17 protein-coding genes and 1 pseudogene are annotated in these 23,185 nt (G+C 60.6%); 14 read left to right on the forward strand and 4 right to left on the reverse strand.

Translation table 11 applies throughout. From position 1 onward, the window contains the following. Positions 1–12 precede the first annotated feature (12 nt). Positions 13–1,131: a Fic family protein gene (locus tag RSPPHO_RS08820; RefSeq protein WP_242390462.1), complete on the forward strand. Its 1,119-nt coding sequence runs from the start codon at positions 13–15 to the stop codon at positions 1,129–1,131. Between the two features lie 117 nt (positions 1,132–1,248). Continuing rightward, positions 1,249–2,568 (forward strand): hypothetical protein, encoded by a 1,320-nt coding sequence (locus RSPPHO_RS19845; protein ID WP_157879146.1) that lies wholly within the window; start codon positions 1,249–1,251, stop codon positions 2,566–2,568. Between the two features lie 135 nt (positions 2,569–2,703). Here RSPPHO_RS19845 and RSPPHO_RS08825 read toward each other — a convergent pair whose 3' ends face one another. Next, the gene (locus RSPPHO_RS08825; protein WP_014414910.1) at positions 2,704–4,005 is read right to left on the reverse strand and encodes a hemolysin family protein; all 1,302 of its coding nucleotides are present in this window, start codon (positions 4,003–4,005) and stop codon (positions 2,704–2,706) included. An 18-nt stretch (positions 4,006–4,023) separates the two neighbouring features. Further along, positions 4,024–4,680 (reverse strand): exopolysaccharide biosynthesis protein, encoded by a 657-nt coding sequence (locus RSPPHO_RS08830; RefSeq protein ID WP_014414911.1) that lies wholly within the window; start codon positions 4,678–4,680, stop codon positions 4,024–4,026. A 315-nt stretch (positions 4,681–4,995) separates the two neighbouring features. Here RSPPHO_RS08830 and RSPPHO_RS08835 point away from each other — a divergent pair, with 315 nt between their 5' ends. The 8 genes and pseudogenes from RSPPHO_RS08835 (at position 4,996) to RSPPHO_RS08865 (ending at position 15,751) form a co-directional block, all read left to right on the forward strand. Further along, entirely contained in the window at positions 4,996–6,258 is a 1,263-nt protein-coding gene (locus RSPPHO_RS08835) for a diguanylate cyclase domain-containing protein (RefSeq protein WP_242390463.1), read from the forward strand. A gap of 205 nt (positions 6,259–6,463) precedes the next feature. After that, positions 6,464–7,645: a response regulator gene (locus RSPPHO_RS08840; protein ID WP_041794827.1), complete on the forward strand. Its 1,182-nt coding sequence runs from the start codon at positions 6,464–6,466 to the stop codon at positions 7,643–7,645. Next, complete coding sequence (locus tag RSPPHO_RS17770) at positions 7,642–12,684, forward strand: PAS domain S-box protein (protein WP_014414914.1); 5,043 nt, start codon at positions 7,642–7,644, stop codon at positions 12,682–12,684. Before RSPPHO_RS08840 ends, RSPPHO_RS17770 begins: the two co-directional genes overlap by 4 nt. 198 nt (positions 12,685–12,882) lie before the next feature. Then, positions 12,883–13,812: pseudogene (locus RSPPHO_RS08850) on the forward strand (benzoate/H(+) symporter BenE family transporter); the annotation flags it as partial. A 74-nt stretch (positions 13,813–13,886) separates the two neighbouring features. Then, positions 13,887–13,985, forward strand: a complete 99-nt coding sequence (locus tag RSPPHO_RS21520) for a benzoate/H(+) symporter BenE family transporter (RefSeq protein ID WP_277905326.1) — start codon at positions 13,887–13,889, stop codon at positions 13,983–13,985. Positions 13,986–14,218: 233 nt separating this feature from the next. Beyond that, positions 14,219–14,971, forward strand: coding sequence for a phage tail tube protein (locus RSPPHO_RS20980; protein ID WP_041794828.1), 753 nt, complete (start codon positions 14,219–14,221; stop codon positions 14,969–14,971). Positions 14,972–14,999: 28 nt separating this feature from the next. Further along, entirely contained in the window at positions 15,000–15,395 is a 396-nt protein-coding gene (locus RSPPHO_RS08860; RefSeq protein ID WP_041794830.1) for a hypothetical protein, read from the forward strand. A 56-nt stretch (positions 15,396–15,451) separates the two neighbouring features. Then, positions 15,452–15,751, forward strand: a complete 300-nt coding sequence (locus tag RSPPHO_RS08865) for a phage tail assembly chaperone (RefSeq protein ID WP_014414919.1) — start codon at positions 15,452–15,454, stop codon at positions 15,749–15,751. On the opposite strand, the gene RSPPHO_RS08870 is transcribed toward RSPPHO_RS08865, so the two are convergent. After that, positions 15,748–15,978 (reverse strand): helix-turn-helix transcriptional regulator, encoded by a 231-nt coding sequence (locus tag RSPPHO_RS08870; RefSeq protein WP_051014017.1) that lies wholly within the window; start codon positions 15,976–15,978, stop codon positions 15,748–15,750. The genes RSPPHO_RS08865 and RSPPHO_RS08870 overlap by 4 nt on opposite strands. Before the next feature lie 179 nt (positions 15,979–16,157). Between RSPPHO_RS08870 and RSPPHO_RS17775 the strand changes: the two genes are divergently transcribed. Together RSPPHO_RS17775 and RSPPHO_RS08885 are read left to right on the forward strand one after the other, a co-directional pair. Beyond that, positions 16,158–16,961: a Rha family transcriptional regulator gene (locus tag RSPPHO_RS17775; RefSeq protein WP_014414920.1), complete on the forward strand. Its 804-nt coding sequence runs from the start codon at positions 16,158–16,160 to the stop codon at positions 16,959–16,961. Between the two features lie 178 nt (positions 16,962–17,139). Next, entirely contained in the window at positions 17,140–17,364 is a 225-nt protein-coding gene (locus RSPPHO_RS08885) for a hypothetical protein (protein WP_014414921.1), read from the forward strand. A 46-nt stretch (positions 17,365–17,410) separates the two neighbouring features. Here the strand turns inward: RSPPHO_RS08885 and RSPPHO_RS18895 are convergent, their stop codons facing one another. Further along, positions 17,411–18,004 (reverse strand): type VI secretion system-associated protein TagO, encoded by a 594-nt coding sequence (locus tag RSPPHO_RS18895; protein WP_081581698.1) that lies wholly within the window; start codon positions 18,002–18,004, stop codon positions 17,411–17,413. 104 nt (positions 18,005–18,108) lie between these two features. On the opposite strand from RSPPHO_RS18895, the gene RSPPHO_RS08890 reads away from it, so the two are divergent. Continuing rightward, positions 18,109–18,597 (forward strand): hypothetical protein, encoded by a 489-nt coding sequence (locus RSPPHO_RS08890; protein ID WP_041794832.1) that lies wholly within the window; start codon positions 18,109–18,111, stop codon positions 18,595–18,597. Continuing rightward, positions 18,551–23,086 (forward strand): tape measure protein, encoded by a 4,536-nt coding sequence (locus RSPPHO_RS08895; protein WP_041794835.1) that lies wholly within the window; start codon positions 18,551–18,553, stop codon positions 23,084–23,086. Before RSPPHO_RS08890 ends, RSPPHO_RS08895 begins: the two co-directional genes overlap by 47 nt. The last annotated feature ends 99 nt before the right edge of the window (positions 23,087–23,185 follow it).

The following is a 23,185-nucleotide window of genomic DNA, read 5'->3' on the forward strand; positions in this document are numbered from 1 at the left end:
GCGGGCGAAATCGTGCGCGCCTTTGTGCCGCCGYCCCTGCCGCCGGAACCACCGATTGATGTGCTGGGCCTTCTCGAGCGGCTCAGTTTAGCCGAACGCGCCTTGGGGCGTCTGGACGGCATCACGATGCTGCTGCCGCGCCAGGAGTTGTTCCTCTACATGTATGTGAAAAAGGAAGCGGTCCTTTCATCCCAGATTGAGGGCACGCAATCGACTCTTTCGGATCTGCTCCGCTTCGAGACCGAGGCGCAGGCCGGCCACCCCATCGACGATATCCGCGAAGTCTCGAACTACGTCGATGCGATGATGTATGGGCTGGAACGGGTGAACGATTTGCCGCTGTCGCTACGCCTGATCCGCGAGATGCACGCACGCCTGTTGCAAAGTGGGCGCGGTGGCACGAAAAGCCCCGGCGAATTTCGGCGATCGCAGAACTGGATCGGCGGCACGCGTCCCGGCAATGCGCTTTTCGTTCCACCGCCGTCCCCCGAGATGGATGCCTGTCTTGATGCGCTTGAGCACTTTATGCATGAGCAAAAATCCCGTCTGCCTGCTCTCATCAAGGCTGGCCTGCTGCATGTTCAGTTCGAGACCATCCACCCGTTCCTCGACGGCAACGGCAGGATGGGCCGCTTACTGGTCACGCTGTACCTGTGCGTCAACGGCGTGCTGCGCAAGCCGTTACTCTATTTGAGCCTCTACCTGAAAACGCATCGCGCCGACTATTACCGCCTACTTCAGGAAGTCCGCGAGCACGGAGCCTGGGAAGCTTGGCTCGATTTCTTTCTTACCGGTGTGGCGGATACGGCGAATCAGGCGTTCGACGCCGTCACCCGGATCGTCGATCTGTTTAAGGAAGACCGCGAGCGAATTACCGCAAAGAGCGACCGGGCCGGCTCGGCGCTGCGCATCCACGATCTGTTTCAACAGAATCCCTACATGACCGCCAATCAGCTCGCTGATCAAACGGGCTTGTCGGCCCCCACGGTCAATGCGGCGCTCGCTGATCTAAAAGAGCGGCTTGGCATCGTCGAAGAAGTCACTGGCCGTAAACGGGGGCGCGTATTCAGTTACCAGGGATATCTCGCCATCCTGAACGAGGGCACCGACCCGCTCCCCACGACGGCATGAGGGAAGAACACCTGTGATCAAAGGCTGCGCCTTTTTGGGGGCTGCCACCCCCAAACCCCCGCCTGGGGAAGCACGCTTCCCCAGACCCCTTTTTGCGAAAAGATAAGGATCTTTGGAATGGAACGGTCTCTTTATGATGATTTTGAAGAATACGCAACTTTCAGACTGAGCTATCAAGAAAGTGAGGAAGAGCTGAGATGCACAACAAGGTATTCTTCTGAAGACGGCATTGTTTCAGAGTTCTGCTCTGAGAAAATAATAACAACAAGTAATATACTTTTTTTAAATGGATGCACTTATAAAGGAAAATTTGTTAGCCTTTTATTTAGCAAATTAATATACAATCAATTGCCTAAATTAAGTAATGCGAAAAAATATTATCGTGGCAATGTTTATAGCGAATATTTTGTTCTAGGCGCCCATTTAAATGAGACAACTCTATTTGATAGAGCTGTTTTTTTTCTTCCAAAAATGGATTATTTTCTTTTTGAACTCACTAAAGAAAGCAATGGAAAAATAAAAAAACACCCAATTCTAAATGAAATTAAAACACCTTATGGAATTATAAATTTTTCTGAGCTTAATTTAGAAAAAAWTCACAAAGACTACGCGCAGATTCAATTCAACAAACCTTGCGACATAAAAGACGCGGTTAGATTTGTTTCTTACTGCGTTGATTGTTTAGCCATATTGCGTCTTGAACCGTGGCACCCAATAAAAATTTCTCTTCATCAAGATAAAAATGAAAATCAAAACTTAATTGACGTTTTTCCAAGTTTTATTATTGATAGAAAAACGTTAAAACTTTCAAATAGATCAGTAAATCAGTCCTCTATCTACGCCTACATCAAACCGCTAGCTAGCTTTATCCTGACAGAAAATTTTTTCTCTCGGCCCAAAGAGTTTCCTTTGCTTTTCGGGATTATTCAAAACGAAACGTCAATTTGCATTAGACATCAAGAATGCGGGAACATTGCTCTTTTATTTGAAATCCTTTCGCGCATTGCTAAAAAAAACAAAGTACATAGAAATGAAAAATATCAATATTTTATGAAAGATGAATATTGTAGCGATAATTTGCGCAATAAAATTTTTTATTTACTAGAACCAGTGAGTGAGCCTGACGACAGGACAGAGTTTAAAAAAGAATGGAGTGAATTGAAAGAATACGAAAATAAATTGCTTCAATTATTTGGGGCAAGCCTATCAAGGTTTAGGTCAGCTATACTTCATACAGAGGAAGAAGTAAGTTTAGACGAATATTCAACGATTCGTTTGTTTTGTATAAAGAAGATGCTTATTCTTGTTGTAATAGGCTATTTATTTTCGGAAGAAAGTATGGCTAATGACTTAATCCATAAGTACCAAGATTTTCATCTCTCATATTTACAATTGCTACAGAATGAAAAAAAGATTGAGCCATTGAAGCAGATTTAATAACGACTTTTTGGCATATAATAAAGCCATGAGCGCCTTTATGGAGAGCCAGGTGTCGGAGAAGGACCATTCGTGAAATGCAGTCGGTAGACTTATTACTTAGAGTTTAGATAGCTCATCCCTCCGGCTCTGCTGTCAGTCGTTTTTAAGCGGGGAAACCAGCACCTTGTCGATGCGGCGCCCGTCCATATCGACCACCTCGAAACACCAGCCGTCCCAGATCACCTGAGCACCAACCTTGGGCAGCACCGTGGAAGAGCGCCACAAGATGAACCCGGCCACTGTGGAAAAGTCCGCCTCGGCCCCCGGGGGCAGACGACAGCCCAAGCGCTCGGCGGCGAGGTCCATGGCCACGTCGCCGTCAAGCAACCACGAGCCATCCTCCCGGGCGAACAAGGCCCCTTCGTACTCTTCCCCATGCTCGGCCAGACTGCCGACGATGGCCGCCAGAACGTCGGTGGCGGTGACGATCCCCTCAATGCTGCCGTACTCATCGACGACCAAGGCCATGTGAATAGTGGACTGGCGCAACAAGGTCAGCACCTGCAAGGCCGGCGCGTTTTCGTGCACCACCTCCAGCGGACGCACGACGGAGGCGATGGCAAAAGGACGCTCGTCCAAAAAGGCGTCCAGCATATCCTTGGACTGAACGACCCCAATAACCTCATCGGGATCCCCCTGGCAGACCAGGAACCGGGAATGATGGGACTCCCGCACCGTGCGGCGGATGCGCTCGTCGTCCCAACTGAGGTCGATCAGCACCAACTCGGTGCGCGGCGTCATCAGGGCTCGGATCTTGCGCTCGCCCAGGCGCAGAACGCCGGAGAGCATTTCCTTTTCCTGGGTTCCGAACAGACCATTTTGGGTCCCCTCGGCGATCAGGGCCTTGACCTCCTCCTGAGTGACCTCGCGCGGGCCGTTGGTCAGGCCCAAAAGGCGCAAGATGAGGCGGGTCGATGCCTCCAAAATCCACACCAAAGGCAACGCAAGCCGCGCCACCCCCACCATGGGCCGGGCCACCAGGGCCGCCACCCGCTCGGGAGCGGCAAGGGCGATCTGCTTGGGCACCAGCTCGCCCAGGATCAGCGAGGCAAAGGTGATCGCGCCCACCACCAAGGCGATGGCCAGGGCATCCGCCGCCGCTGCCAGCGTGGGCCACGTCGCGATGATCCACACGGCGAGCTTGTCGGCTAAGGTCGCGCCCGAATAGGCGCCGGCCAGGATTCCCACCAACGTAATGCCGATCTGCACCGAGGACAGGAAGCGGCCCGGGTTGTCCGCCAACTGCAAGGCCACGCGCGCCCCCCGGCTTCCTTGGGAGGCCTGAGTCGAGAGGACAGCGCGCCGCGCCGACAAGATGGCCAATTCGGACATGGCGAACCACCCATTGAGGATCACCAAAAACGCGATGACCGCGAGTTCCAGGGCGAGGGACATGACGACGCGGTCACTCCTTTAGTGAAAAAAACTCTCAAGAAACAGGGGAAGAACGGCAAGAAAGGCCGCCGCCACACCGACGACGATGCCCAGGGCCAGAAGGCCCACCAACAGGCCGATCAAAATGGTAAGACCATCGTGCTCAATCAGGCCCAAGGCAATGAGCGAGACCGAGAGCCCGGGCGGCATGTTGCCCAGGGGGATCGGCAAAATCAGGACCACCGCCAAGACCGCACAAAAAGCGGCCAGGAGTCGCTCGGCCAGCGGAAACGTAAGCCAGCGCAGACGCGGCTTGAACAACCTTTCCAACCGCCTGAGCCAAGGCACGATCACGGCAATCATGCGCGCTAGATCCTTGGTGGCCAAGGACCGCTCCCCCAGGACCCGGGGAAACCAAGGGGCTGGCGACCCCATCATCAGTTGCCCCGCCACCAGGATCAGAGGAATCCCCAAAACGGCGGAAATACCCGGCACCGGACTAGGCAAGACATTCGGAAACGCAAAGATCAGGAGGAAAAACCCATATCCCCGGTCTCCCAGGGCCTCTACCAAATCCTGGAGGCAAACGCGCTCACCCTCCCAGTGGGTGATGAACTGCTCCAAAAGCTGAGAGGTGGGTGTTCGCGGTCGGGGGTCGGCGTCGGTCGGAGGATCGGCTGGCACGCGCGCGCTCATGAATTGTTGTCACCTGTGGCAGTATGTCGGATTTGGAGCAGGGCGAAAAGGGCCCTTTCAGATTGGGCGCGCGCGGTCCCGACGCAAGGCGTCGCGTGGTCGTTTGCGCCACGACCGGTCTTTGCTAAAACATCCGGGCATAACCGTCTGGACCTTTTCCAAAAGGGCGCAAGCGCGAAAATGATGAGCACAAGGAGGCACACAATTCGCAGGGGCGCACGGGTTCTTCTGCTCGTTATCCTTTGGACCTCTCAAGCCCAGGCGTTCGAAGCCGGTGAGGCCCAACGCTTCCTCGCCGAGAATGGTCCTGTTCGCGTGTGCGTGGATCCCGACTGGGTTCCCTTTGAGCGCCTAAACGAGCGCAATGAACACGAGGGAATTGCAGCGGATCTTCTGGCTTTGGCGGTTCAGCGTGCGGGCTTGACCCTTCAAGTGATTCCCACGCGCGACTGGGCAGAGAGCCTGCAAGCCTCGCGCGAGGGGCGCTGCCAGATCCTTAGTTTTCTCAACCAGACGCCCGAGCGGGAGCGCTGGTTGATTTTCACCCGTCCTTTGCTCGAAGACCCCAACGTCCTGATCACCCGGGAGGAGCACGCTCTCATTGAGGATCCGGGTTCTCTCAACGAGAGCATCGTCTTTCCCGAAGGAACGGCGATGGAGGAAAGGATTCGCGCCCAGTACCCCAACCTTCGGGTGATCGTCACAAAAACCGAAGAGCAAACCCTGGCCATGGTTTCCGATCGGTTGGCCGACATGACGTTGCGCTCTTTGATTGTAGCCGCGCACACCATCAAGGAAAAAGGATTCTTCAATCTCAAGATCGCCGCGATTTTACCGGGGTATCGGAACCAGCTTCGCGTTGGAGTCCGCCAAGACTTGCCCGTTCTGCGCGATCTCCTCGACCACGGCATTGCCACCATCACCCGAGAGGAACGCGATCGCATCGTCAACACCCATGTTCCCCTTAAGGTTGAAGCACCGCCTTCGCATGGTCTTTTGCTGGGGGTAACGGCGGTTCTTGTGCTAACCTTGGGCGGTACCGCAGTGGGGGTCTATCAGTTACGCCAGCGCAACCGGATGCTGGAGCGCCTCGCACGCACCGACAGCTTGACCAACCTTCCCAACCGAATCGCCCTGAACCATGCGCTGGAACACGAAATCGCCCGCGCTCGGCGCCAGGGCCAGCCCCTTTCCGTCTTGATGATCGACATCGATCATTTCAAACGAGTCAATGACCAGCACGGCCATCTGATGGGCGATGATGTTCTGGTAGCCACCGCCCGCGCCATCGCCGCCACCTTGCGCAGCAGTGACCTGTTGGGACGCTGGGGCGGGGAAGAGTTTCTGGTTCTGTGCCCTGGAACCGATGGCGAGGGGGCACGCCACGGCGCGGAACGGATTTGTGACGCCCAGCGCCGGACCCTGTTTGCCACCGGAGAGCGCCACACCCTGAGCGTTGGTATCGCAACCCTGGGCCCCGATGATACCTCGCAAACCTTGTTCCGCCGGGCCGACCAAGCGCTTTATGCCGCCAAGACCGGCGGGCGCGATCGCGTTGGACCGCTTCTCCCGTCCTGACCCCTTCGCCCCATCTTGGCCGGATCCCTTCTTTGGCGGGGATTACGGTATTCAGATCCAAGGGGTGGCATTTTTAGGCCGGGTATCATATCCTTTAGGGTATCACATCCCCACAGGGGAACCGTGAAAACTATCGACGTGGGGGGAACCGGTCAGCCGGCGTGCCATGGGCCTCGGGGAGACGAGCATGAACCAGGAGACGACGATGGTTTCGTCCTTTATCGGCACCTCCACCGTTCTCGTCGTTGACGATGCGCCGCAAAACTTGACGGTGCTAGGCGAGCTTCTCAATCCCTATTACCGAGTCCGGGTCGCCAATTCCGGGGAGCGGGCCCTGAAGGTTGCCCTCTCCGAGCCCCGGCCAGATCTGATCTTGCTCGATGTGATGATGCCGGACATGGATGGATTGACCGTCCTTGGGCACCTGCGCGACGATCCCCGCACCCGTCATGTCCCCGTCATCTTCATCACCGCCGTGGATGGCGTGGATAACGAGGAACGCGGCCTTGCCTTGGGCGCCGTGGATTACATCACCAAGCCCATCAATCCCTCCATCGTCCTGGCCCGGGTCCGCACCCACCTGGAACTCAAGCACGCCCGCGATCGTCTGGCCGACCGCAACGAAAGCCTGGAGCACGAGGTCTCGCGGCGCATGCGCGAAAACCTCCTGATCCAGGATCTGGGCGTGCGGGCCTTGGCGTGCCTTGCCGAAGCCCGCGACAACGAAACCGGCCACCATATTGTACGCACCCAGTCGTATGTAGAAACCCTGGCTAACACCCTAAGAGACACCGAGGGATTTCGAGACGCCCTGGCTGGCTCCCGCCTGGGCATGGTGGTCAAGGCGGCCCCCCTGCACGATATCGGCAAGGTCGGCATTCCCGACGCCATCTTGCTCAAGCCCGGACGCCTGACGCCCGAAGAATTCGAGGTGATGAAGACCCACCCCCTGATTGGCGCCGAGGCCATTGCCCGGGCCATGGAACAAGCGCTCGCCGGGGCTGGCCCCCAGTCGGAAGACCCCCGTTTTGGCGCCTTTGCTTTCCTGCGCGTGGCTCAGGAAATCGCGCTGTGCCATCACGAGCGCTGGGACGGGACGGGCTATCCCCAGGGCTTGGTGGGGGAAGCCATCCCCGTCTCGGCCCGCTTGATGGCACTGGCCGACGTTTTTGATGCGCTGGTCTGCCGCCGGGTCTACAAGCCGCCGCTCCCCCTCACCGAGGCGACCCGTATTTTGGTGGAAGGACGCGGCACGCATTTTGATCCTCGCGTGGTCGATGTGTTCCTGGCCCAGCCCGAGACCTTCCACGCCATCGCCCAGCGCTTTGCCGATCCCGACAACGAGCCCCCCGTGCGAGGAGAAGAGAAAGGCGGGGCCGGAGCATGAAGGGACGGCGCTTTTACGCCCTGATCCTTTTCCTGCCCGTTGTTGTTATCGCCTTGATTCAGAGCTGCGTTGCGACCTTGTCCCTGACCAGTCTGTGGCAAGGACATGTCCGGGATGTCGCGTCGCAACGAAACAGCACCACAGCGGACAGCGAGGCCCCTCGGTTTTTGCTTCACCTCTCTTCGGTGCAGCGGGAGCTGACCTTGCTTTTGGAACGGGCCGCCGCCCGACGCATCGACCGCGAGGAACTGGGCCGACGTCGGGCCGATCTGGAGCGTGAACTTGACCGTTTGGTGCAGGCCTTGAGTGTCCTCGAACGCTCGGGACCGGCCGAACACTCGGCGCAATCGAGCTTTCTTGCGTATCGTCGCTTTGCCTTGCTCGCGGCGGATCTGGCGCTGGGAGATCCCTCGGCCGCTTTGCACCAAGCCTATCGAGCCGGGGCCAGTTTTGCCGATGTGTCGCGCGAGGTGTTGTCGCTGGCCGAGACCAGGACCCAGGACCGGATCCAAGCCGCCCAGCAGCGCGACGATGCCTTGTTTGACCACCTGATACTGTTGTCGCTGACCGGGGCGCTGGTGTTTTTAGCGGCGGTGATGACGTGGGCGCTGGCCACCTCTTGGGTGACCAAACGGTTTACCCTGTTGTCGCGCACGGTTCAGGCCTTGTTGCACGATGAGCCCGACCCTGACGATCTGGCCGAGGTTCGCAGCCTGGGGGCGGGTCTCTTGTTTCGCGATCTGTCGGCGGCGGTATTGGTGTTTCGCGATGCCGTGCGCGAGCGCCGCCGAGCCCGCCAGGATCTCGCCGAACGCATGAAGGAGTTGAGCTGCCTTTACGATATTTCCCGACTGACCGAACGCGACGACATGGCCGTGGCGGCGATGCTGGAGGCTGTCGCGACCCGCCTGCCCACGGCGGTGCGTTATCCTGAACGGGCCTTGGTGTGTATTGAGCATGGGGGACTTCGCCATGGCCCCCCCTTGCCCGAGGGGACCGTTGCCCAAAACATTCGCTTCACCGGCTACGACAATGTCGCGGCGCGCCTCAGGGTGGCTTACATCGCCTCCCTGCCCTCGGAGGCGGGCGATCCGTTTCTGGTCGAGGAACTCACGCTGTTCGAGACCGTGGCCTCCCGCCTGAGCCAAGCCCTGGAACGCCGGCGTGTGGCCCAGGCCGAGCGCGACGCCCAGGCTCTCATGCACGCGGTCTTTGAAAATGCCCCGTATGCTATCGACTTGGTGGATTCAGAAACCCTTCGCTTTGTCAACATCAATGCGGCCGCCTGCCGCATGCTTGGCTACCGACGCGAAGAGATGCTCGGCCTTCGCCTCCAGGATGTCCGCGGGATGAACTCGACCGTTGATCTGCGCGAGAGCGTCCGTCAGGTTCTCATTCAAGGAAGCCAGAGTTTCGAAGCCCGCCTGCGGCGCAAGGACGGACGCCTGATCGATGTCCGGGTCAGTGCTGGCTCTCTCCAACAAAAGGGGCGCCACTATCTGGTTGGGCTTTGGCACGACATTACCTCGGAGAAGATCTCGGAGGAAAACATCCGAAAACTCTCTTTGGTTGTAGAGCAAAGCCCCAATCCGGTGGTAATCACCAATTTGTCGGCCGAAATCGAGTACGTCAATGATGCCTTCGTCCGCTTGACGGGCTACTCGCGGGAAGAGGTGCTCGGTCGCAACCCACGCCTTTTGAACTCGGGCAAGACCCCGGCCTCGACCTATCGCGGCCTGTGGCAGGCCTTGGGACGGGGCGAAACCTGGGTGGGGGAATTCATCAACCGGGCCCGGGACGGCCGGGAGTTGATCGAGTCTTGCACGATTGTGCCCTTGCGCCGCGAGGACGGCATGGTCACCCATTATGTGGCCATCAAGGAGGACATTACCGAAAAAAAGCGCATGAGCGAGCAGCTCGAATGCTATCGCCTGCATCTGGAATGCTTGGTGAACGAGCGCACCGCCGAAGTGATGGCCGCCAAGGAAGCCGCCGAGGCCATTGGCCGCGATTTCCGCCGCGTCTTGGAGGCCTCTCCCGATTTGATCGTGCTCAAGGACCGCGACCGTCGCTATAAGGCGGTCAGCCGCACCTTCTTGTGGGCCTGCGGCCTGTCCTTGTGGGAGGAAGTGCACAACCGAACCGCCGCTGAAGTACTAACCCCGGTCCTCGCCGCCGAGGTCGAGAGATGGGAGGACGAGCAACTGCGCTCGGGCCAGGACGTGGTGGTGCGCGAGATGACCTTCCCCTTCGGCGAGGAAACCAGAGCCCGGTTGATGTCCATGACCCACAGCGTGCTGCGCGACCGCGACGGCTCGTTCGCCGGTTTTCTCGTTCAGGGCCGTGACATCACCGAACGGGAACGAGCCTCCAAAGCCCTGGCCCGCAAGGAAGAAGAACTGCGCTTGCTGCTGGAATCCACCTCGGAGGGGATTTTCGGGATCGATCCCCAGGGCCGCGTCACCTTTGCCAACGCCGCCGCCGCCGCCATGCTGGGCTACGAGCACGCCTGTGAACTGATCGGCCTGTGCTCCCACGAGGCCATGCACCATTCCCACGCGGATGGCACCTTCTATCCCCACGAGGCCTGCCCGATCAACCGGGCAGTGTTGGCCGGGGAGCGGGTAACCTGCGATACAGAAGTCTTCTGGAGACGCGACGGCCAGTTTTTCCCCGTCGCCTACGCCAGCGSCCCCCTGGTCCGCGATGGGATCGGCATCGGGGCCGTGGTCTCGTTCCAGGATATCCGCGCGCGCAAACAAGCCGAACTAGAACTGCGCGAGGCCAAGGAAGCCGCCGAAGCCGCCAGCCGCTCCAAGAGCCAGTTCCTGGCCAATATGAGCCACGAAATTCGCACGCCGATGAACAGCATCATCGGTCTGACCCATGTCTTGCGTCGCGACATCACCGATGTGCGCCACAGTGAACACCTGACCAAAATCGCCGGAGCCGCCCAACATCTTCTTGGTCTCATCAACGACATTCTCGATCTTTCCAAAATCGAGGCCGGGCGTATGCACCTGGAGAAGGTGGATTTCGATCTCGAGACCGTCTTCGATACGGTGTGCGGCCTTGTCCGCGACCGGGCCGATGCCAAGGGCCTAGAACTGGTGGTCGATCTCGATTCCGTCCCCTTGCGCCTGCGCGGCGACGGCATGCGCTTAGGCCAAATCCTGGTCAATTTCGCGGGCAACGCGGTGAAGTTCACCGAGCATGGCCGGGTGGTGTTGCGCGCCAGCCTCCTCTCTCAGACACGCACCGAGGTTTGGGTGCGCTTCGAGGTCAGCGATAGCGGGATCGGCTTGGCCCCGGAACAACGACTGCGCCTGTTCCTCCCCTTCGAACAGGCCGATCCTTCCATCACCCGCAAATACGGCGGCACCGGCCTGGGCCTTGCCATCTCGCGTCGGTTGACCGAACTGATGGAGGGCCGCATTGGGGTGGACAGCCTCCCCGGTCAAGGAAGCACCTTCTGGGTGGAAATCCCCTTCGAGCCCAGCCGAAGCGCCATCGAGGCCCACATCAAGCGCATTGAGGTGCGCGACCGGCGTATTCTCGTTGTCGATGATCTAGAAGACGCCCGCGACTCCCTTTTGCACATGCTAGCCATGATGGGGGTCCAGGTGATGGCGGTGGACAGTGGTCAGGCCGCCCTGGAAGCCGTCATGGCCGCCACCTTCGAGCAAAAGCCTTTTGACCTGCTGTTGATCGACGCCCGCATGCCCGGCATGAGCGGCATTGAGGTCGGGCGTCATTTATATACCCTCCCCCTGCCTGAACAGCCCATGCGCTTGCTGATCAGTGCCCAAAACGAGGATGTGTCGCGCGAGCGTCTGGCGGCGGCCGGATTTTTCGAGATGTTGGCCAAACCCATCACACCATCGCGCCTGTTCGAAGCCTTGCAAGACGCCTTTTCCGGCCACCACTCCCTGGCGGCCTTGCCGGAAGCCGGCGACGCCGAGCGCCGGTTGCGCCAACGCGGCGGCGCTTCCTTGCTTCTGGTCGAGGACAACGTGGTCAGCCAGGAGGTCGCCCAGGAACTGCTCACCAGTGTCGGCATGCGGGTGGACGTGGCCGACAACGGTGAAATCGCCGCCGACCTGGCCCGCAAGCGGACCTACGATCTGATTTTGATGGACATGCAAATGCCCATGATGGATGGCCTGGCCGCCACGCGCCTGATCCGGGCGGATCCCAACCGGCAAGACGTGCCCATCATCGCCATGACCGCCAATGCCTTCGAAGAGGACCGGGCCGCCTGCCTTGCCGCCGGCATGAATGACCACATCTCCAAGCCGGTGAACCCCGAGATTCTCTATCGCACTGTCTTGCGCTGGCTGCCCGCGGTCGAGGGACTGGCACCGTCGCCTGATCCCCTGGAGGGGGGGGCCGTCCCTGGGGAGCGCTTTGATACCTTGTGGCGGGGGATTGAGGGCATGCCGGGCCTCGACTGGGCGGCGGGCCTCAAAGTGGCGAACGGGCGACGGGAGTTGTATGTCCGCTTGCTCGGGCGCTTCACGAGTTCGACCGAGCAAGAACGGCTGGAAGCGGCCCTTGCCGTTGGCAATCGCGATGAGGCTCGACTTGCCGCCCACACTTTGAAAGGTGTTGCCGCGACCCTTGGGGCTTATGAGGTACGGGCCGCCGCCGCCGCGGTCGAAGCCAGCTTGCGCGACGAGACGCCTCCCCCCTCTCTCAACGACCAAGTCATCCAGTTGGGAGCCGCCTTTGCGGCCCTGCAAGCAAGGCTGTCCGATCTCTTGCCGACATTGACCGAGGAACAGCTCCCTGAGGCAGACCCAGACTGGGAGCAAGCGCGCGTCGCGGCCGCGCGCTTGGAGGATTTGTTGCGGATTGACGACATGTCTGCCCTGGCCGCTTTCCGCAGCGATGTCGGGATCTTGACGCCTGCCTTGGGGCTCGCCGTTGTCCAGGAAATAGCCCGGCATCTGGAGGCGTACTCGTTCGACAAAGCCCTGAGCTTGTTGCGCCTTGCCTGTTCCTCGTGGCCGACGCCTGTCGAGGGGGCCTTGGAGTGAGACAGGCAAGGACGGAAAAGGCTGGGGAGGCGCGGCCCCCCCAGACCCCTCGCTCACTTTGGTCCTTCAAACGCTCTCCTCTGGTTTGTCCAGGCGAGGGCGCGTAAGAACAAGGCTCCTCCCCGGGACCAAGGAGAAGACAAGGTGGGTGCGCAGTTCTCCCTCTCGGCCGTGGTGGCCGGTTTTATCGCCGTGGTAGTGTCGTTTGCCGGCCCCTCGGTGCTGATGTTCCAGGCCGGGGCAGCGGCGGGCCTCGATCAGGCGCAGATGTCATCATGGATCTGGGCCGTCTCGCTGGGATCGGGGCTCTCGGCCATTGTCTTGTCCTGGCGCACCCGCGCGCCCATCATCACCGCGTGGTCCACCCCGGGAGCGGCCTTGCTGGTCACGGCCTTGGCGAGCGTCTCGTATCCCGAGGCCGTGGGCGCGTTTCTGGTGGCCTCGCTGCTGCTGACCGCTCTTGGGGCCTCGGGGCTGTTCGACGCCCTGACCAACCGCCTGCCGCGCAGTCTGGCCGCCGCCATGCTGGCCGGTATTTTGTTTCGCTTTGGCGTCGAGGTGTTCAAGGTTTTTCCCGAGGATCCGGTTCTCGTTGGCAGCCTGTTCGCCGCCTATCTGATCTTTCGCCGCCTCGCCCCACGCTACGCCATTGCCCTGGTCCTGGCCCTTGGGGTGGGCCTCAGCGCCGCCTTAGGCGATCTCCATTTGTCCGACGTCAGCCTGACCCCGGCGGTGCCGCACTGGACCACCCCGGCTTTTTCCCTGGAAGCCTTGTTGAGCGTGGGCCTGCCCCTGGCTCTGATCACCCTCACCGGCCAGTTCGTGCCCGGCGTGGCGGTGCTGCGGGCCTTTGGCTACCAAACGCCGGCGGGCCCCCTGGTCTGGGGCACCTCGCTGGTCTCGGCGGCGCTGGCCCCGTTTGGCGCCCATGGGATCAATCTGGCGGCCATCACCGCCGCCTTGTGCTCGGGCTCCGAGGCCCACCCCGACCCCAACCGGCGCTGGATCGCCGGCGTGGCCCTGGGCGTGTTCTATATCCTGGTGGGCGTGTTCGGGGCCACCTTGGCCACCTTGTTCGCCGCCTTCCCCAAGGCCCTGGTCGCCACCATTGCCGGCCTCGGCCTGTTTGGCGCCATCATGAACGGGCTGGCCGACGCCTTGCGCGAGGACAAGGGCCGCGAGCCCGCCCGTCACTCACCTTCCTGGTCACCGCGTCTGGCGTCACCTTCCTCGGCCTGGGCTCGGCCTTTTGGGGCTTGGTGGTCGGTGTCTGCGCCGCCCTCACCCTGCACCGGCGCTAAAGAAAACGAGGGGTCTGGGGAGGCCGCGCCTCCCCAGCCTTCCCTCTCACCTCCCACACCCCTCGCCCTCATGCGGCAGCCGGGTCGTCACCCACACATAGTCATGCTCCCGCGCTTCAAGAGAGCTTTCCGGCCGCTCTCCCTCGGCCCCCTCCTCGACAAACGCCACACTCGCCACCAACACCGGGGCCGCCCCCCCGGCCAGCACCCAGGGCACGCCCCGGTCCCGCCGGGTGTGTGCCAACGGCTACTTCCGCGTCACGGCCAAGGCCTCGGACGGCGCGTCCATCACCGTAGACCCGGCTCCCGCCACCGATGCCGGGGGCGAGGCGGTCACGGTCTCCGGCTCTCTGCTGGTCAACAGCACCGTGGTCAACACGCTGTCGATCCAGGAGCGCTACAGTACCACGCACGGCTTTATTTACTCGGGGTGCATTGCTTCTGGAGGTCAAATCAACGCGGCCCGAGGGCAGTTCTTTTCCGGCACCATTGACCTGATCGCCAAGTCTGAGGAAAAGGCCGCTTCTGCGGTCGGCACCATGGGGGCCGCGCCGACCAACCGCGTGTTCAACACGGTGGGCAACATGCGCGCCATCGCGCTGGGCAGCCTCACCGGCGCCAAGGTGGACAGTCTGACCACGACCATCGCCCGTGAAGGCGCGGCGGCAAACTTCGCCCTTGGGGACCCGGGCGCTATTGGGGTGACCCTGGGAACCTTTACGGTCTCCGGTCAAGTCAAGATCTACTTTTCCGATTATTCGGCCTACGACCTTTACAAGTCTGAGGCGGCAATCCGCACCAGTTACCAAGTCACGGACAAATCCGGCAACAGCTATATCGTGGAATTGCCGGAGATCGTCTTGGGCAAGGTCACGCGCGAGCGTGGCGGCCCCAACCAGCCGGTCATGGCCACTTTCGAGTGGATGGCCGACCCCCACCCGACCCTTGGCTGGACCATGGGCATCAACCGCTTCCCGGCCGCTTGACGCGGCCTTTTCTTTCACGAGGACGATCATGGATTTGAATGACTTTGCCGTTGACGAAGGCCTGTTTGAAGGCGGTTTCGTGCTCATGCTCTCGGCCGACAGCGGCGTGCGCCTGCGCTCGGCGGGCTCCGACAAGGCCCAGGCGGTGCGTGAGCGCCTCTATAAGCCCTACTCCTCGTTCCGCGAGATCCCCGACGACATCCAGGCGCGGTTGACCTGCGACTGGATCGCCCAGGGGCTGGCGGTCGAGTGGATCGGGCCTTGGACGATCGGCGGCGTTCCGCTGGACACCTCCGATCCCAAGGTGGTGTCGCAGGCCCTCCAGCACCCGAAGTTCAAGCCTCTGCGCACCAAGCTGCTGCTCGCGGCCAGCAGCGAGGACAATTTCCGCGCCGCTGCCGAGGCTGGCGCGGAAAAAAACTAAGGGTTTGGGCCGAGTGGCGGTTCGGGTGGGGGGCTGACGCCGAGAATATCGCCCGGATGCACACCGAGGACGGCGAAGAGCCGCCCGAGGTGTGCGTCGCCCCGCCGCTTAGCCCGGCCCTGGCCCGCTATGTCGAGGCCTTCCACTACTTGACTTCGGATCGCCCGGTCGGGATGGACATTGGAGCCATCCCGACGAGCGCCATCCTCGCCTTCGCCCGCGAAATCGACGGGGTGGCGGGGCGGCGCGAGTTGCTGCTGTACCTGCGGATGGTGCGCGCGATCGACGACGAGTTTTTGAGAGCGCGGCGGGCCAGTGCGGAGGCGGATAAGGGTAGCGGTTTGGGCCGGACCTAGCGATGAGGTGGTTTATCGAGAAGCTCCACCCCAGCCTCGGTGAACCGCACGCCCGCGTCTTCAAGGGCGCGCTGGATGGCGGCGAGGGTGGATCGCTGGGGGGCGCGTGCTCCGCGCTCGAAATCGACAATGGTGCGCTTTGACACCGCAGCCGCTTCCGCAAGCTGGTCACGTGACCACTCGACCATTGCCCTGGCGGCCCTGCATTGCGCGGCGCTAATCGTCACGTAAAGACCCCTATTGCCCTTTTTGTGCATATATCTTAGTGTCGATATTGCACTATCCTTGCTAACATCGCAAGCGGATGGTGGCGGGGCTGGCCTAGGAAACTATCCCCGCCACCAAAAAAGCGGCCCCGGTTGCGAGCCGGGGCCTTTCACCACAACCGCCTACACGAGAGGCAGTTATGACGCAGATTCTACCAGCACCGACCGTCCACGTGAAGGACGGAATCGTTTTCGCCAACAGCCGCGACGTTGCGGACTTCTTCGGAAAGCGGCACGACCACGTCCTCCGGGACGTTGACCAAGTCATTGAAAACATTAGCTCCCCAAATCTGGGGGGCCCGTGGTTTCGGCAGATCGTGGCCTTTGACGAAGGTGCGAACCGCGAAATCCGGTCCTTCGACATGACCCGCGACGGCTTCACGCTGTTGGTCATGGGCTACACCGGCCCGAAGGCGATGGAGTTCAAGGTCCGCTATATCCAGCAGTTCAACGACATGGAGGAGTCCCTTCGCAAGCCTGCGCTCCCCGACCTGTCCGACCCGGTTGTTCTGCAAACCCTTATCCTGGAGCAGTGCTCCAAGCGCATCGAGGCCGAGCGCCGGGCCGACATGGCCGAGCGGAAGGTTGAGGCGGCCTCAGCCACCGTTGCGGCCTTCGATCGGATCGCCGGGGCCGACAACTCCATGTGCGTCACCGATGCAGCGAAGACGCTTCAGATCCGGCCCAAGGCGCTCTTCGATTGGATGAGCGGGCATGGGTGGACGTATCGCCGCCCGGGCAAGGCGGGGTGGCTGGCCTACCAGGACAAGATCCAGGCCGGGTTGCTGGAGCATAAGGTCGCGACGGTTTCGCGGCCTGATGGGACGGAGAAAGTGGCGGAATCGGTTCGCGTGACCGGAAAGGGTCTCGCCAAGTTGGCCCGGGCGGTTCCAGGGGCCAAGGTGCCGACGAACGGCGGCTTGAACCTGGACGCGGCGGAGTGATGGCCATGCAAACCAGACGGGTTTCCTCGCGTCCACGGCTGCTGTTGCCACAACCGCCGCCCTGGTCGGCATCCCCATCCTGGCCCACAGCCAGAGCCCGGACGCCGAACTCCTCGCCCTGGGGGCCGAGCATGAGGAACTGCTCGCCACCAGCTACGACCACCCCGGCGAAGACGGCATGCCCGAAGAGATGTGGGAGCGCTTTTACGAGATCGAGGACCGGATTTCCGTCCTGGAGCCCAAGACCTTGGAGGGCGTGGCCGTGCAGTTGCGCTTGGTGTGGCGCTGGCATGCGAACAGCGGTGTCGAACAGCGCTATGGGGCGCAACGCGACAGCGACGACCGCACCAAGATGTTTTGGGGCGTGATCCAGACCGTCCGGGGCATGGGCGCAACGGCTTGATTGAGAGGGGGCCGGGTGATGAGCCCGGCCCTTGGTTTGGGGGCAGTCAGTCTTCGTATGTCCAGGCACATGCTTTTGAAATACTGGAGACCACATCCTTTATTCCGTTCAGATCGAAAACCGCCGTTATGGGCGCCGACCTGTACGGCTCAACCTGGGCCACGAATTTTGTTCTGTTGTAAGACTCCTTCAAAAACCGTATCGGCTGAGGGTGGAACGTGGACGTTGATGATGTCGAAGCCCCCCATTGAGATTTTATTGKGGGGTAGTCATCCAGCCTAGTGGTTACGTCAATCTTATCCCGTCCGAGATACTCACCCCATGACAGGATCACGTCTGTTTCCTTTTTCTTGCATCGAACAACCATGAGGACGGGATCGCCATTCCTGCGGGCTCCTCCCATAGAATCAAGGGCAAAGAAGGTGCTTTCAGAGTCGTCTATTGGATCTCTTTCCGTTTTTGTAATCCACCCGGATTCCCGTAAAGATTTTTCCGGCCTGCTTTCTCTTTCCGTTACTGAATCGTAGCACGCCAATCTTTCATTATTATCCTTTATGCTCTTGCAGGACTGATCTCCAGCCAAAGAAGTAAACGGCATCGATATAAGCAATACGACAATAGTGCAGCTTTTAGACTTCATCCATCGCCTCCGCTCAAGGTTAGAGCGGCAACCCTGAATCAACGCAGAGCCGAAAACAAGCCGTCACGGGAGACCGTGGCGGCTTTTTTGTTGGAGAGTGCCCAATGGTCGATATCAACCGTCTGGTCCACGAAATTGTGATCGACGACGCCGGTGCCGTGGCCGGCGGGCGCCGGGTTGAGAGCGCTTTCGACCGCCTGAACGCTGCGGCCCAGCGTGGATCCGGGGCGCTCTCTCAGTTCGATCGGGTGATCGAGGCCAATTCGCGTACTTCGCTGTCGGCAGCGGCCTCTTTGGAGCGCTGGCGCCGTGAGGCAGACCAGACTTACGCTATCAACCAGCGCCTACGGAACGCGCAGCAGGACTTGACCCGGGCATTTCAGCAAGGGTTGGTCTCGCAGGCCGAGGCAAACCGTATGCTTGCCCAGTTGCGGGGGCGGTATATCAGCACAGCCGAGTCCGTGCGCTCCTTGAGTGCGGCGCATAGCGGCATGCTCGGCCCGCTGGGGCAGGTGGTGGGAGCCTTTGGGCGCGTACAGGGGGCCGATGGGGGCCATAGCGGCCGTTGCGGCGACCGGCCTTGGCTTGGGTAGCATTGTTCGCACCGCCGACGGCATGAATAGCGCACTGGGCAAGCTGTCCGTGGCCACGGGGTCTATTGAAGGTGCCAAGGCAGCTTACGGGGACCTTTACAAGATCGGCCTCCAGACGGGTCAGGCTGTTGTTGATAGCGCCGGGCAATTCACGCGCTTTTCGATCGCGGCCCAGGCGATTGGCAAGACTAGGGGGGAAGTCGCGCAGTTTGTTGAGACTGTGCAAAAATTCGGTGTCGCCTCTGGAATTTCAACGCAAGAGGCCACCAGCGCCGCAATTCAGTTGGGCCAGGGCTTGGCGTCCGATCGGCTCCAGGGCGAAGAACTAAGGTCCCTCCTTGAGAATATGCCGCTCCTGGCCCAGGCACTGGCAAAACAGCTCGGCGTTCCCATGGGGGCTTTGCGCGAGCTTGGAGCCCAAGGCAAGCTCACCGGGCGCGTGGTGTTTGACGCACTCCTCCAGGCGACAGATGCGGCCCGAGCGGCATTTAGCAAGATGCCTATGACCGTGGGGCTGGCCGCCGACATCGCCGGGGTGGCGTGGGACAAGTTCGGCGCGAAAATCGACCATGTTATTGGTCTGTCGGAGGCCCTGAAGGGGACTTTTGCGGGCTTGACCCGACAGATGGTGGATGAGACCTCTGCCCTGAACCGTACGGTGGACGCCCTCGGAGCGAACTTCGATGGGTTCTCGGCCGCCCAGGTCGCCGGGGTCGGGCTGCTGACGGTGGCGCTCGGAAAGTTGGGCGCGTCCACGGCGGCCGCTGCTGCCGCACTGCCTGGGTATGCCAAAGCTGCCATCAGCAACGTTATCGCCTCCAAAAGCCAAGCCGCCGCCGCGCTTGCCCAGGCTCAGGCCGATCAGGTCGCCACCGCTGCGACGTTGGGGCGGATCAACGCCAACGTTTCGTTCACGCAGTCGCAATTGGCTGTTACCCGCGCTGAAATCGCGGCAGAGCAGGTAAGAAAAGCGGCGCAGATCAACAACATCGGCCGGCTGGCCCGTCAAAGAGAGATTATGGACCTGCGGCGGATCGAAGCCGTTCAGCTTCAGACGTTGTCCGCACACACCACGGCCTTGAGCGCGGCGATGAACGCAGATGCTGCCGCTCAGGGTCGAGTCACGGCCGCTATTGATGCCCAGGCCGCCGCCATTGCCCGCACGGGCGTTGCCGCCCGCGTCGCGGCCGGCGCACAGAAGGCTTTTGCATCCACCGTCGCATTTTTCGGCGGGCCATTGGGGGCGGCGCTGACTGTGGCGGCTGGCGCGACCCTCTTGCTCGCCACCCGGCAGACCGAGGCAGAGCAGGCTGCGGAAAGCCTTCGCTTGGCAAGCGACACCCTGTCCAACAGCGTTGCAGGTCAAGCCTCAAGCATTCAGGACCTGATCGAAAAATACAAAAACCTGAGCGTCGAGCAGTCTGCTGTTGAAATTACAAAGCAGCAGTCAATCATTGCCGACGCCACGCGCTCCATCCAAAGCAGCATGGAGAGGTTGACGCTTTCCCTCGTTGAAGGACTTACTCTCGGAATTGGCCCGTATACTGCAGACCTAAACCGCCTTGGGGCGGGGTTTTACACAGGCTCCGACAGTGTCGGCGCCTACACTCTGAAAATCCGCGAGTTTGCAAACGTAATTGGCGGGGAGGGGCGCGACAATATTTTGGCGTGGCTGGCCTCGACAAGTAGCGCGAACCAGAAGATGCAAGAGGCGCGCGACCAGTACGGCATGGCCTCCGACCGGGTGAAGGTGCTTTCTGGGACGATGGACGAGGCAGCCTTCACTGCCAAGTGGCTTGGTCGGAGCGGGCAGGAAGCCGCCGACGGCATCAGGGCGATGGGCGACGCTGCGTCTCCGGCGATGCAGAAGTTTGAGGCGCTGCAAACCGAAGCTATTCGCCTCAGTGCTGCTCAGAGGGCCTTGAAGGCCGAAGGACTGAAGGCCGCTCAAGATACCCTGGCCCGATTTGAGATGTCTGATCTTCCGGGATCTGAAGACCTTGATATCAATGATATCAATGAGTTTTTACGCCTGAAAGGCGTCGTCGAAAGGGCGCAGGCCGATATCAAGGCGGCTCAAGACGCGGCGACAAAGAGCGCTAAGGAGGGGGCGAGGGCCGCCAAGGACTACGCTAAAGACCTCCAGTCGCTCAAAGATGAACTCGACCCCGTCGGCGCCGCCACGCGGAAATACCAGGAAGATCTGGCCGTCCTCACCAAAGCCGGCTTGGCGAACGGCGACATGGCCGAAGTGCTGCGTCGTCGCTACGACGAGGACCTGAAGCGCGCCATGGAAGAAGCGCGCACGCCTGCCGAGAAGCTGGCGGCTTCTTTCGATGAGACCACCAAGGCGCTCGAATTTCAGAACGAGATCCTCTCGCTCGAGATGTCCGGCCGCACCCGCGAGGCCGGCCTTTTGGAGGCGGAAGCCGCACTGCGCGACAAACTGGGCACCGCCATCGACAAAAACAGCGACAAATACCAGCAGTGGCTTGCGGCGTACAACCAACAAGCGGCGCTTAAGGAACAGCAAAAGGCCATCGAACAGCAGCAAAAGCAGTTCGAGGACATGGTTGATAACGTCACCAAGTATGGCGCTGATCGTCTTGTTGATGGTCTGTTCTCGGATACGCGCCAGTCCTGGTCCGACATGCTCAAGGGCATGCTGCGCGATTTTGGCGCCTTCTTGGTTCGCGCCGCCGCCGAAGCTGCCTTGCGCCCGATCGCGGTGCGAATGGTTGCTGCCCTAACCGGCACCGGCGCGGCGGCCACCACAGCGGCCGGGGCTGCGTCTGTTGCTGGCGCATCGTCGGGCGGCTTTGGGATCGGCGACATGCTCGGGGTCGGGTCGTCGCTGTCGTCTGGTATGTCCACCAGCTTGGGCACGCAGTTTGTGACGGGCTCGGTTGGACAGACCTTAGGCTTGTCCAGTGTCACACCCGTTGGTGCGGCAATTGGTGGGGCTAGCGGCCCAACCAACTTGATCGGCCCCGGGCTCGCCGCCGGAACGCCGGCGATGAGCGTGACAGGCCTCGGCTCCGCCCTGGCCGGCGGCATCAACGCCAGTCCCTGGGGTATTGTGGGCAGTCTTGGCGCCTCCCTCCTGGGGTTCAAGGGCTCGGGGAATATGCTGATCGACACCGGGCTGGGGGTCCTGGGCTCGGTCGGCGGCGGCATGGCGGGCACCGCTGTCGGCACCGCACTCGGCGCCACGGCGGGCTCGACTTTAGGGGCGGTGGCCGGCCCGATCGGGGCGGTGGCCGGGGCCTTCTTGGGGTCCGCCCTCTCTGGGCTGTTCAAAAGCAAGACGCCAAACCCCAATGCCGCGGTCCTTTTCACGACATCGGAGGCCGGCGCCACGACTAACGCCTATGGGGCGAAGCACCTTAAAGAAGACGAATACAAAAGTGTGCTTGACCCTATTGTGTCGGCGGCGGATTCTATTGTCAAAATGTCTGGAGGCACGCTGACTGAATTTGCTTCGTCTATTGGCTATGGTCGGAAAAAGAATGTCGGCACTGGCTGGTACAATGGTCAAAATGTTGTGGATATTGAAACCGCCGTCGCGCTTTATATGCGAGATCTTGGAAAAAACCTCCAAGACGTTGACCCGCTCGTCACGAAGGTCTTGAACGCCGCCACAAAAGCAAACATTGGCACCATCGTCGAAGACGTGAAGTATGCGTTGAATTTCAACGATACGCTCTACGCCCTGAAAAACGGGACCACAGATGTGGCAAGCACAATCACGTCTACGGTCAAGACAAGCTTGTCAGAGGCGCGCCAATACCTGGGCGAATTCAACGCCACGGCCGCGCGCCTTGGGTTTGACACGGCCGCCGCGACAGAGGCAAGCCGGGCCTACGTCGAGCAGCTCGTTGGAATTCGCGCCGTAACTCCAGTTGCGGGAGAAGTTACCCAGCAAATGCAAAAACTGGTCGCCACCATGGAAAATGTCGGGCCGCTCTTGGCGGACTACGGCATTGCCCAGGGAGACGCGCAGGCCGCGATGACCAAGCAGGTGGATGTATTGCTCGGGATTACTGATGCGGAGCCGGAGTTGTCGGACCTTGCGAAGACCGTGAAAGACGCGCGCGCCGCCTTTGCCTTACTAGCCGAGAATGCCGCCGATTTTGGGCTGAGCGCCGCCCAGGCGGCAGATAAGGTCGCGATTGCGACAGCAAAAATTGCTGAAAACGTCAACAAAACGCTGACAGCCACGTCTCGTGAACTTAATAACAAAGGATACCTGAACGAAATCGAAAGCATCGCGGCAACAGCAGATCGGTCTATTGCCGAAATTGTCGATGCTGGGGGCGATGGAGCGTTGGCTACTCGCAATATCGCCGACCAGGTCCGTAATGAAGTGGACAGCTTAGGGCTCGACGCCCTGCGCGCTCTCCAAACGCAATACCAAGCCACCGCGACGACGACCGAAGGCGCGCGCTACCTGCTGCTTTTATTGGCCTCCCTTCCCCCTCCTTTTTGAAAAGCGCGCTTTTCAAAAAGGAGGGGGAAGGGAGGCCATGAACAGAAGAAAAAGGGGTCTGGGGCATCGCCCCAGGTGGGGTCCGGGGCGACAGCCCCG

This window comes from Pararhodospirillum photometricum DSM 122 (assembly GCF_000284415.1).
In the GTDB taxonomy this organism is placed as follows: domain Bacteria; phylum Pseudomonadota; class Alphaproteobacteria; order Rhodospirillales; family Rhodospirillaceae; genus Pararhodospirillum; species Pararhodospirillum photometricum.

Bases quoted from the DNA above. Each gene is read 5' to 3' on its own strand.
- RSPPHO_RS08825 (WP_014414910.1), bottom strand. From the start codon at position 4,005: ATGTCCCTCGCCCTGGAACTCGCGGTCATCGCGTTTTTGGTGATCCTC.
- RSPPHO_RS08830 (WP_014414911.1), bottom strand. From the start codon at position 4,680: ATGAGCGCGCGCGTGCCAGCCGATCCTCCGACCGACGCCGACCCCCGA.
- RSPPHO_RS08840 (WP_041794827.1), top strand. From the start codon at position 6,464: ATGGTTTCGTCCTTTATCGGCACCTCCACCGTTCTCGTCGTTGACGAT.
- RSPPHO_RS08860 (WP_041794830.1), top strand. From the start codon at position 15,000: ATGGATTTGAATGACTTTGCCGTTGACGAAGGCCTGTTTGAAGGCGGT.
- RSPPHO_RS08865 (WP_014414919.1), top strand. From the start codon at position 15,452: ATGCACACCGAGGACGGCGAAGAGCCGCCCGAGGTGTGCGTCGCCCCG.
- RSPPHO_RS17775 (WP_014414920.1), top strand. From the start codon at position 16,158: ATGACGCAGATTCTACCAGCACCGACCGTCCACGTGAAGGACGGAATC.
- RSPPHO_RS08885 (WP_014414921.1), top strand. From the start codon at position 17,140: ATGCCCGAAGAGATGTGGGAGCGCTTTTACGAGATCGAGGACCGGATT.
- RSPPHO_RS08890 (WP_041794832.1), top strand. From the start codon at position 18,109: ATGGTCGATATCAACCGTCTGGTCCACGAAATTGTGATCGACGACGCC.
- RSPPHO_RS08895 (WP_041794835.1), top strand. From the start codon at position 18,551: ATGGGGGCCATAGCGGCCGTTGCGGCGACCGGCCTTGGCTTGGGTAGC.